Source organism: Mycobacterium sp. TH-M103 (assembly GCF_057473785.1).
In genome coordinates this window covers 1-11,061 of sequence record NZ_JBYCLG010000085.1, presented here as the reverse complement: position 1 = coordinate 11,061, position 11,061 = coordinate 1, and the positions used below count along the sequence as shown (strand labels likewise).

8 protein-coding genes and 2 pseudogenes are annotated in these 11,061 nt (G+C 69.7%); 6 read left to right on the top strand and 4 right to left on the bottom strand.

Annotated features, from left to right (window positions below; all coding sequences use genetic code 11):
• The 5 genes and pseudogenes from AC2VOR_RS04925 to AC2VOR_RS04905 all read left to right on the top strand — a co-directional run.
• Positions 1 to 274, top strand: a 274-nt coding sequence (locus AC2VOR_RS04925) for an acyl carrier protein (protein ID WP_486963294.1), incomplete at its 5' end; no start/stop codon positions are given.
• Positions 271 to 1,521: a 3-oxoacyl-ACP synthase KasA gene (gene kasA, locus AC2VOR_RS04920; protein WP_369738217.1), complete on the top strand. Its 1,251-nt coding sequence runs from the start codon at positions 271 to 273 to the stop codon at positions 1,519 to 1,521. The genes AC2VOR_RS04925 and kasA, both read left to right, overlap by 4 nt.
• A gap of 83 nt (positions 1,522 to 1,604) precedes the next feature.
• Positions 1,605 to 2,861: a 3-oxoacyl-ACP synthase KasB gene (gene kasB, locus AC2VOR_RS04915; protein WP_369738216.1), complete on the top strand. Its 1,257-nt coding sequence runs from the start codon at positions 1,605 to 1,607 to the stop codon at positions 2,859 to 2,861.
• A 36-nt stretch (positions 2,862 to 2,897) separates the two neighbouring features.
• Positions 2,898 to 4,319 (top strand): acyl-CoA carboxylase subunit beta, encoded by a 1,422-nt coding sequence (locus AC2VOR_RS04910; RefSeq protein ID WP_369738215.1) that lies wholly within the window; start codon positions 2,898 to 2,900, stop codon positions 4,317 to 4,319.
• An 84-nt stretch (positions 4,320 to 4,403) separates the two neighbouring features.
• Positions 4,404 to 5,291: pseudogene (locus AC2VOR_RS04905) on the top strand (hypothetical protein).
• A gap of 61 nt (positions 5,292 to 5,352) precedes the next feature.
• On the opposite strand, the gene AC2VOR_RS04900 reads toward AC2VOR_RS04905, so the two are convergent.
• From AC2VOR_RS04900 to AC2VOR_RS04885, 4 genes are all read right to left on the bottom strand, one after another.
• Positions 5,353 to 7,878: a cellulase family glycosylhydrolase gene (locus AC2VOR_RS04900; protein ID WP_369738214.1), complete on the bottom strand. Its 2,526-nt coding sequence runs from the start codon at positions 7,876 to 7,878 to the stop codon at positions 5,353 to 5,355.
• A gap of 139 nt (positions 7,879 to 8,017) precedes the next feature.
• Positions 8,018 to 8,689 carry a hypothetical protein gene (locus tag AC2VOR_RS04895; protein ID WP_369738213.1) on the bottom strand — a complete coding sequence of 224 codons (672 nt, stop codon included), beginning with the start codon at positions 8,687 to 8,689 and terminating at the stop codon, positions 8,018 to 8,020.
• On the bottom strand, positions 8,683 to 10,215 hold the full coding sequence (locus AC2VOR_RS04890; protein WP_486963295.1) for a glycerol-3-phosphate dehydrogenase/oxidase: 1,533 nt from the start codon (positions 10,213 to 10,215) through the stop codon (positions 8,683 to 8,685). Before AC2VOR_RS04890 ends, AC2VOR_RS04895 begins: the two co-directional genes overlap by 7 nt.
• Positions 10,203 to 10,772, bottom strand: coding sequence for a TetR/AcrR family transcriptional regulator (locus tag AC2VOR_RS04885; RefSeq protein ID WP_486963293.1), 570 nt, complete (start codon positions 10,770 to 10,772; stop codon positions 10,203 to 10,205). The genes AC2VOR_RS04890 and AC2VOR_RS04885 overlap by 13 nt, the downstream gene beginning before the upstream one ends.
• A gap of 47 nt (positions 10,773 to 10,819) precedes the next feature.
• Between AC2VOR_RS04885 and AC2VOR_RS04880 the strand changes: the two are divergent.
• Positions 10,820 to 11,061, top strand: a pseudogene (locus AC2VOR_RS04880) (hypothetical protein); the annotation flags it as partial.

Here is an 11,061-nt window from a genome sequence, read left to right as displayed (position 1 = left end):
CGAGGTCACCCCGGAGAAGTCGTTCGTCGACGACCTGGACATCGACTCGCTGTCGATGGTCGAGATCGCCGTGCAGACCGAGGACAAGTACGGCGTGAAGATCCCCGACGAGGACCTCGCCGGTCTGCGTACCGTCGGTGACGTCGTCTCCTACATCCAGAAGCTCGAGGAAGAGAACCCCGAGGCCGCCGAGGCGCTGCGGGCCAAGCTCGAGTCGGAGAACCCCGAGGCCGTGGCCAACGTCCAGGCGAGGATGGAAGCGGACAGCAAGTGACCAAGCCTTCCACTGCTAATGGCGGTTACCCCAGCGTTGTGGTGACCGCCGTCACGGCGACGACTTCCATCGCGCCGGACATCGAAGGCACGTGGAAGGGTCTGTTGGCTGGCGAGAGCGGCATCCGCGTGCTCGAGGACGAGTTCGTCACGAAGTGGGATTTGCCCGTCAAGATCGGCGGCCACCTCAAGGAGCCGGTCGATGCCCAGATGGGCAGGCTGGACATGCGGCGCATGTCGTATGTCCAGCGCATGGGCAAGTTGCTGAGCGGACGCCTGTGGGAGTCCGCCGGCAACCCCGAGCTCGACCCCGACCGGTTCTCCGTCGTGGTCGGCACCGGCCTGGGCGGCGCGGAGCGGATCGTCGAGAGCTATGACCTGATGAACGAGGGCGGCCCCCGCAAGGTGTCCCCGCTCGCCGTTCAGATGATCATGCCCAACGGCGCCGCGGCGACCGTGGGGCTGCAGCTCGGGGCCCGCGCCGGGGTGATGACCCCGGTGTCGGCCTGCTCGTCGGGCTCCGAGGCGATCGCCCACGCGTGGCGCCAGATCGTCATGGGCGACGCGGACGTCGCCGTCTGCGGCGGCGTCGAGGGCCCCATCGAGGCGCTGCCGATCGCGGCGTTCTCGATGATGCGGGCCATGTCGACCCGCAACGACGAGCCCGAGCGTGCCTCGCGTCCGTTCGACAAGGACCGCGACGGCTTCGTCTTCGGCGAGGCCGGGGCGCTCATGCTGATCGAGACCGAAGAGCACGCCAAGGCCCGCGGCGCCAAGCCGCTGGCCCGGCTGCTCGGTGCCGGCATCACCTCGGACGCCTTCCACATGGTGGCGCCCGCGGCTGACGGCGTACGCGCCGGCCGGGCGATGACCCGGTCGATGGAGCTGGCGGGCTTGTCCCCCAAAGACATCGACCACGTCAACGCGCATGGCACCGCGACCCCGATCGGGGATGCCGCGGAGGCCAACGCCCTGCGGGTCGCCGGCTGCGAGCATGCGGCGGTCTATGCGCCCAAGTCGGCGCTGGGTCACTCCATCGGCGCGGTCGGTGCCCTCGAGTCGATTCTCACGGTATTGAGCCTTCGGGACGGCGTGATACCCCCAACCCTCAACTACGAGACCCCCGATCCCGAGATCGACCTGGATGTTGTCGCGGGCGAACCTCGCTATGGCGAGTTCCGTTACGCGATCAACAACTCCTTCGGGTTCGGCGGTCACAACGTGGCGCTCGCGTTCGGACGCTACTGAAACTGAATGGTGGTGACCCGCTTCACCCGGCCTCGCCGGGATTGTGATCACCACCAAGCACGAAAGGAAAGTTCGCAGGACCCATGACCGAGCTGGTTACCGGGAAAGCATTTCCCAATGTGGTCGTCACCGGAGTTGCCATGACGACCGCGCTGGCGCCTGACGCCGAGACCACGTGGAAGCTGTTGCAGGACAGCCAAAGTGGTATTCGCACGCTCGAGGACCCCTTTGTCGAGGAGTTCAACCTGCCCGTGCGCATCGGCGGGCACCTCGTAGAGGAGTTCGACAGCCAGCTGACCCGTGTCGAGTTGCGCCGCACGGGTTATCTGCAGAGGATGTCCACCATCCTGGGCCGCCGGGTGTGGGAGAACACCGGCAACCCGGAGGTCGACACCAACCGCTTGGCCGTCTCCATCGGCACCGGTCTGGGGTCGTCGGAGGAGATGGTCTTCAGTTACGACGACATGCGGGCCCGCGGCATCAAAGCGGTCTCGCCGTTGGGCGTGCAGAAGTACATGCCCAATGGTGCGGCCGCGGCGGTCGGCCTTGAGCGGCACGCCAAGGCCGGCGTGATGACGCCGGTGTCGGCGTGTGCGTCCGGGTGCGAGGCCATCGCGCGCGCCTGGCAGCAGATCGTGCTCGGCGAGGCCGACATGGCGATCTGCGGCGGCGTGGAGACCAGGATCGAGGCCGTGCCGATCGCGGCGTTCGCCGCGATGCGCATCGTGATGTCGACCAACAACGACGACCCGCCCGGGGCCTGCCGCCCCTTCGACCGCGACCGCGACGGCTTCGTGTTCGGCGAGGCCGGCGCGCTCATGACGATCGAGACCGAGGAACACGCCAAGGCGCGCGGAGCCAACATCCTGGCCCGCATCATGGGCGCCAGCATCACCTCCGACGGGTTCCACATGGTCGCCCCCGACCCCAACGGGGAACGCGCCGGGCACGCGATGACCCGGGCCATCCAACTGGCGGGCCTGACCCCCGCCGACATCGACCACGTCAACGCCCACGCCACCGGCACCCAGGTCGGCGACCTGGCCGAGAGCAAGGCCATCAACAACGCCCTGGGCAGCAGCAACCACGCTGCGGTGTATGCGCCCAAGGCCGCGCTGGGCCACTCGGTCGGCGCCGTGGGCGCCGTCGAGTCGATCCTGACCGTGCTCGCGCTGCGTGACCAGATCGTGCCCCCGACGCTGAACCTGGAAAACCTCGACCCCGAGATCGACCTGGACGTGGTGGCCGGCAAACCCCGGCCCGGCGAATACAACTACGCCATCAACAACTCGTTCGGGTTCGGCGGACACAACGTCGCGATCACGTTCGGGCGGTACTGACCTCCCTCGACGCATCACCGGAACAGGAGAAACGCGATGACAATCACGGCCCCCGAGGCGATTGGCGAGTCGCTCGACCCCCGCGACCCGCTGCTGCGTCTGAGCACGTTCTTCGACGACGGCAGCGTGCAGTTGCTGCACGAACGTGACCGCTCGGGCGTGCTCGCCGCCGCGGGGACCGTGAACGGCGTCCGCACCATCGGCTTCTGCACCGACGGCACCGTCATGGGCGGCGCGATGGGTGTCGAGGGCTGCGCGCACATCGTCAACGCCTACGACACCGCCATCGAGGAGCAGAGCCCGATCGTGGGCATCTGGCACTCCGGCGGGGCGCGGCTGGCCGAGGGCGTGCGGGCGCTGCACGGGGTCGGCCAGGTGTTCGAGGCCATGATCCGGGCGTCGGGCTACATCCCGCAGGTCTCGGTGGTCGTCGGCTTCGCCGCCGGCGGTGCCGCCTACGGGCCCGCGCTCACCGACGTCATCGTGATGGCGCCGGAGAGCCGGGTGTTCGTCACCGGGCCCGACGTGGTGCGCAGCGTCACCGGCGAGGACGTCGACATGGCCTCGCTCGGCGGACCGGACACCCACCACAAGAAGTCCGGGGTGTGCCACATCGTCGCCGACGACGAGCTCGACGCCTACGAGCGCGGCCGCCGGCTCGTCGGGTTGTTCTGCCAGCAGGGCCATTTCGACCGCGGCAGCGCCGAGGCCGGGGACACCGACATCAAGGCGTTGCTGCCCGAATCGCCCCGGCGGGCCTACGACGTGCACCCGATCGTGGCCGCCGTGCTGGATGCGGACACGCCGTTCGACGAGTTCCAGGCCAAGTGGGCGCCCTCGATGGTGGTCGGGCTGGGCCGGTTGTCGGGCCGCACCGTCGGCGTGCTGGCCAATAACCCGCTGCGCCTCGGCGGCTGCCTGAATTCCGAAAGCGCCGAGAAGGCAGCGCGTTTCGTGCGCCTGTGCGATGCGTTCGGCATTCCACTCGTGGTGATCGTCGACGTGCCCGGCTACCTGCCGGGGGTCGACCAGGAGTGGGGCGGCGTGGTGCGCCGCGGCGCCAAGCTGCTCCACGCGTTCGGCGAGGCCACGGTGCCGCGCGTCACGCTGGTCACCCGCAAGATCTACGGCGGGGCCTACATCGCGATGAACTCCCGCTCGCTGGGCGCCACCAAGGTGTTCGCCTGGCCCGACGCCGAGGTCGCGGTGATGGGCGCCAAAGCCGCGGTGGGGATCCTGCACAAGCGCAAGCTGGCCGCCGCGCCCGAGCACGAACGCGAGGCGCTGCACAACCAGTTGGCCGACGAGCACGAGCGGATCGCCGGCGGGGTGGACAGCGCCATCGAGATCGGCGTGGTCGACGAGAAGATCGACCCGTCGCACACCCGCAGCAAGCTCACCGAGGCGCTCGCCCAGGCACCGGCACGGCGTGGCCGCCACAAGAACATCCCGCTGTAGGTCACCTCTTTACCGCGAGCAGACGCAGAGTGTTATCCCCAGCGGTGACTGGCCCGGGCGCGGCAGCCTGCGCATGATCGCGCGGTGCACACCGACACGCTCGAGGTCCTCGCTGAAGCCGGTGGGTTTGCGACAACCGCACAACTGTTGAGGGTCGTGAACCGTCGGCAACTCGACGTTCAAGTCAAGACCGGCGGACTTGTCCGCGTATGGTATGGCATCTACGCCGCCCAGGAACCCAAATCTGTTGGGGCGCTTGGCAGCACTCGACGTCTTTATGGGTGGGCATGCGGTTGCCTGCCTGGGCACCGCCGCCGCGCTGCACGGGTTCGACACGGAAAACACGACTACCGTCCACGTTCTCGATCCGGGGGTACGGATGCGTCCGACGGTCGGTCTGATGGTCCACACCAACGCAAGGGTGCAGCGCTGCAGCGGGTGGCGGACCGTCTGGCGACCACGCCCGCATGGACCGCCGTGGAAGTCGCACGGCAGTTGCGACGTCCACGACTGGCGACACTCGATGCGGTGTTGCGCTCAATGGGGTTCACCCACGATGACATTGCCCGCGCTCTCGCTGAGCAGCGAGGTCGGCGAGGCATCGTCGCTGTGCGCGCCCTTCTGCCGCTCGCCGACGGGCGGGCGGAGTCGGCGATGGAAAGCGAGGCCCGACTCGTCATGATCGACGGCGGGCTGCCGCGTCCGGAGCTCCAGTACCTGATTCGTGGCCGCGACGACGAGATGTGGCGCGTCGACTTTGCATGGCCGCAGGCACATGTGGCCGCCGAATACGAAAGCATCGCCTGGCATGCTGGGCGGAACGAGATGCTGCGCGACAAAAGGAGGCTGGCAAGCCTGCAAGAGGTTGGCTGGACGGTCATCCCCATCGTCGCCGATGACGTACGGCGCGCACCCGACCGCGTGGTCACTCGGATCGCGGGCCACCTCAACCGCGCACGCATACCCGGCTGAGTACGGCGAGCAGACGCAGAATCGCAAACGGAAAGCCTTCCGCGTGCGATTCTGCGTCTGCTCAGCCACCCGGGGTCACCGGGCTCACGACGACCTTGACGGTGTCGGCACCGGCGTCTGAGGCGATGACGAGTTGGGCGGCGTCAGGGGCCGAGACGACCTGCCCGCCGGTGACCGCCACCGTATACCCGCCGGGGAACTCCACCTGCGGCACCGAGATGGTGGTATTCGAACCGGCGGCGAAGTCGCCGAGACCGTCGGCCTTGGCAGTCGAGTAGGTGAAGTCGAAGACCCCGTTGACGAACGACCACGACTCCGGCGTGCCCGAAATCACCTGCGGGTACGGCTGCGAAAGGGTGTCCAGCGTGGCGGTATTGACGTTGGCACCGGTCAACGGCTCGGAGAGGTTGTTGATCAACCATTCCGTGCTGGGCGAGCCGGTGATGTCGTTCTGCCCGGTGAGGGCCCACTCCGCCCACCCCACCAGGTTCTTGTCGGCAACCCCCATCACGGCAGCGATGTTCGACTGGACGTTGGTCGCCCCGAATTCGGTCATCAATGCCGGGATGCCCTGGCCGTGCGCGTACTGCACGGCGTTCGTCGCGATCTGACCGATGTCGGGAATGCACCCCACGGGGCCCAGCATGAACTGGCAGTAGTCGTGGAACGACAGGGCGGTGTTCGGGACGTCGACCGTGCCCAGGTGGACGGGCGAGCCGAATTCGGCGGTGATGCTGGGATCGTAGAAGATCGTGGTGTTCGGGTCGACGGCCCGGATCGCCATCGCCGTCTGGTCATAGAACGGCGTCAGCTGTTGCTGCTCGAAGAACGGGTCGCCCAGCACCGCCAGCGGCCACTGCGCGCCCGGCTCCGGCTCGTTCATGATTTCGATTCCGGCCACATCCGGGTTGCCGTTGAAGTTGTTTGCCACATACTCCGCCATCTGGGCGTAGTTGTCCTCCAGACCGATGCCGTTGGGGGCAGCGGCGTTGGACCAGAACGCATCCCAGGCATGCAACTCGGCCGGGTCGAGAAATTCGTTGGCCGGGAAAGGTAGCTGCGGGTTGGGCAGCCCGCCGGTCTGGGTCGCCCACACCGGCATTCCCTCGCCGCCGAACGTGCTGCTGTAGGCGTCCTGGTGCAGGTCGATGATCGTGTAGATGCCGTTGTTGCCCAGGGTCTTCACCGTCTGGTCGATCGAGTCGAGATAGGCGGCGTTGTACACACCGGGCTCCGGTTCCAGGTCGGACCAGATGATGCCCAGCCGCACCACGTTGTAGCCGTGGTCGGCCAAATACTGCGCATCGGCATTGTCGAAGCCCAGCGCGGACGGCTCACCGGGGGGGAGCTTGTCGACGAGGTTGAACCCGTGCAGTTCGACGACCTGGCCGTCGCTGTTGGTCAGCCACACCCCGGTGGTCCCGATCGTCAGCAGGTCGCTGTTGGCTATCTGAGACGAGGTGATGCCGCCCGGAGCGGTGACGCCGCCCGTGGAGACGCCGGTCAGAGTGCCGAAATCACCGACCATCCCGTGCGCACCGAACAGACCGCCGTTACCACCGGCGCCGCCCAGCGCGGGTAATACCGTCGAGGACACATCCGCCCCGCTGTTGCCGCCCGCGCCGCCGCCACCGCCGCTGGCGAACAACCCGAAAGCGCTGCCGCCATCGCCTCCGGCACCGCCGGCGGCACCGGTACCACCGTCACCACCGGCGCCACCAAGACCGCCGAAACCGGCCAGCCAGTCCGCACCGGCCCCGCCCGCGCCACCGGGACCACCGGCCCCACCGGCGGCACCCGCGCCGCCCTCGCCCCCGACGCCGCCGTTACCGATCAACAAGCCCCCGGCGCCCCCGACACCACCGATCCCGCCGGCCCCACCGTTGACGCCGGCCACACCGTCGGCGCCCAAGCCGCCCGGACCGCCATCACCGATCAGCAATCCGCCGGCCCCGCCGGCCCCACCGGCACCGCCGTCCACGCCGGCCCCGCCGAGACCGCCATTACCGATGAGCCCGGCAGAACCGCCGGCCGCCCCGATGCCGTGATCGACACCGGCCACGCCGGAAGCCCCGGCGCCCCCGTTCCCGAACAGGAACCCGCCGTCGCCGAGATTGCCGAACTGCCCCGAGCCGCCGAACACCGAATCGTTGGGCCCGCTGAATCCGTTGACGCCGTTACCGATCAGGTCCCGCCCGAACAAGAAGACCGTCGGCCCGTTGACGGCCGGATCCACCGTCTGGCCCACCGGGCCGGTGAGGTAATCCTGACCCGCCGCATTCAACGCGACATCGAGCTGATTGCTCACCTCGACCAACGTCGAATTCAGTTGCGCCCCAGCGGCCGTCGCGTCCGCAGTCGCCACACCGAGATCAGCGGTCAGCACACCGGCGTCGACCGCGCCGGCATCCAGGGCACCCGCTACTCCCGTACCGACCGCATTCACCAACGGATCGATGATCAGATCCAGGACATCGGCACGCGCCGAGGGCATTCCCACCCCCGGGGTCATCGCCGCCACCGCCAACGCACCCGTTACCGCCCCAACGCCGGCCACCCGGACCGCGCCCCGCCGCCGAGCATTCACCACACACCTCCGTGACGTCGCAGCAACCCACACCACAGTGCGTACTCACAGCCAGATGCAATCAGATTCACCGAAACACAATTCGGCGCACAAATCCACCAGTTTCTGATTCGATCCGGGCCGATCGGCGTCGCGATCTCTAGTCGCCGGCGAACCAGGCGGTCTGCACCCGGTGGGTGCTGACCGGTGCCGGCGACGACGGCTCCGGGGCCTGGTCGGGCCCCACCTTGACCGTCCACACCGGCAGCGAGCGGTCGATCGGATAGGTGTCCGGCGGGGCCAGCACGGTCAGCCCCGGACGATCGCCGCACCCGTAGAAGGCCTGCAGGTCGTCGGAGCGGTGCCCCCACGCGCCGCCGTTGCGCGCCCGGCAGTGGGTGCCGTCGTCGAGCAGCAGGGCCATCGGCGTCGGCAGGGCCGGCGGATTCACCGGCGCCAGCGGGGCGCGCGACCGGATCCGGTGCAGCTCCTTGGCCCAGGGGTCGTTCAGGCACAACAGGTCCCGGCCCGAGGCCGGCCAGCAGACGTCGGCGGCGTAGTAGGCCGGCCAGCAACGGTAGCTGTTCTTGCCGACGGCGGCCGGCGACGGCTCGGTGCAGTCCGCCTGGTCGGGAACGGCCCCGCCGCCGGTGATTTCGTGATAGCCGTTGACCGGCCGGCCCCCGGCATCGACGGCGACGACGTCGACGGTCCGGGTTGCCGGGCCGCCGGTCGCCGACGGTGAGGACGGAGCCGGGCCCGGGCCGGCCGCGTGCGTGGAACATCCGGCGACCACCAGTGCGGCGGCCAGCACCACCGGGAATCTCAGCATGCCAAAAACTCCTCGGCCACCCCGACGACGCGCTCGCGGTCGGCGTCCACCAGGCCGATCCGGGTCCGCCGGTCCACGATGTCGCCGACCGTCAGGGCGCATTCGTGGGTGACCGCGTACTCGAACTCGGCGCGGGTCACGTCGATTCCCTCGGCGACGGGGTCGAGCGGCCGCTCGCAGCCGGCGGCGGCCACGACGTTGGCCGCCTCGGCGCCGTAGCGCGCCACCAGCGAGGGCGGCAACCCGGCGACCGGCCCGCAAGGCGGGCCGGGATTGGTCGGTGCGCCGATCAGCGGCAGCTCACGGGTCCGGCACGGCCCGGCGCGCAGGCCGCGCAACTCCACCGCACGGTCCACGACATCCTCTGCCATGTAACGGTATTCGGTCAACTTGCCGCCGATCACGCTGATGACCCCGGACGGTGATTCGACCACGGCGTGCTCGCGCGACACGTCGGCGGTGCGTCCCTCGCCGGTGTCGATCAGGGGCCGCAGCCCGGCGTAGGCGCCGATCACGTCGGACTGCCCGACGGCGGTCCCCAGCGCCGTGTTGACGGTGTCCAGCAGGAACGCGATCTCCCGCGCGGACGGCTCTGGCACGTCGGGGATCGGGCCGGGAGCGGCTTCGTCGGTCAGCCCGAGATAGACGCGGCCCAGCTGCTCGGGCATGGCGAAGACGAACCGGTTCAGCTCGCCGGGGATCGGGATGGTCAGCGCCGCAACGGGATTCCCAAAGGCGGCCGCGCCGAACACCAGGTGGGTGCCGCGGCTGGGCCGCAGCCGCAGCGACCCGTCGATCTCCCCCGCCCACACCCCGGCCGCGTTGACCACCGCGGCCGCCGACACGTCGAACGACTGCCCCGAGCGCCCGTCGGTCAACCGCACCGAGGCGCCGGTGACCTCGGAGGCCGCCACGTAGGTCAGGATCCGGGCGCCGTGCTGCGCGGCTGTGCGTGCGACCGCGGCGACCAGCCGGGCGTCGTCGATCAGCTGCCCGTCGTAGGCCAGCAGGCCGCCGTCGAGCCCGTCTTGCCGCACGGTGGGGGCCAGCTCCACCACCTGACGCGCCGCCACCCGCCGCGAGCGGGGCAGCGTGGCGGCCGGTGTCCGGGCCGCCATCCGCAGCACGTCGCCGGCGAGAAAGCCGGCCCGCACCAACGCGCGCTGGCCGCGACCCATCGACGGCAGCAGCGGAACGAGCTGCGGCATCGCGCGGACCAGATGAGGGGCGTTGCGGGTCATCAGGATGCCGCGTTCCAGCGCGCTGCGCCGGGCGATGCCCACATTGCCGGTCGCCAGGTAGCGCAGGCCGCCGTGCACCAGCTTGGAGCTCCAGCGGCTGGTGCCGAACGCGAGGTCGTGCTTTTCCACCAGCACCACGCGCAGGCCGCGCGACGCCGCGTCCAGGGCCACGCCCGCCCCGGTGATGCCGCCGCCGATCACCAGGACGTCCAGCGCCGCACCCTCGGCCAGCGCGCTCAGGTCGGCCGCGCGCCGGGCCGCGTTCAGCGCCGTCACGACAGGTATCCGTTCAGCGCGTGGGCGAGTTCGGTTGCCAGCGCGTCGGTGCCGAGGATCGGGTGCACGATCTGCGCGGACTGGATCGTCGACTGGGCGATCAGCAACACCATGGTGGCCAGCTGGACGGGATCGCCCGCGCGGACGCTGCCGTGGCGCTGGGCGGTCCGCAGCCGGTCGGCGAGGGTGTCGATCAGCATGCGCTGGCTGGTTCCCAGCCGCTCGGTGATGTAGGTGGGCGCGAGCTCCGAGTGCAGCACCGACATGACCAGCCGGTCGCGACGCAGCAGGTCGGCCGCCGTCACGATCTGGCGCACCAGGGACTCCCGGTCCTCGCCGAGCAGCGGCGCCTCGCGCATCGCGTCGGTGACGCGCCGGGTCAGCAGGTCGGCGACGATCGACCTGGTGTCCGGCCAGCGCCGGTACACGGTCGGCCGGCTCACGCCCGCGCGCCGCGCGATCTCGGCCAGCGTCACCCGGTCGACGCCGAAATCGACGACGCAACTGGCCGCCGCGGCCAGGATCCGCTCCCCGGTATCCGACGCAGCATTACTGGTTGACAACATCTGTAATACTGTAACGCATGGTGCAACCCGAGGAACTCCTGCCGCCGATGAAATGGAACGCGTGGGGGGATCCCGATGCGGCCACGCCGCTGTCCGGCGGCATCCGGGCGCTGCTGACCCAGGCCGTGGGCCTCGCGGATCCCGGCCGGCCCGAACTCGACCCCGACCAGGTGAACCTGCGCCCGTCGGCCCTGGCGCAGGCCGACGTCGACGCGCTGGCCGCCATCGTCGGCGCCGACCACTGCCGCACCGCGCACCGCGACCGGCTGCTGCACGCCGGCGGCAAGTC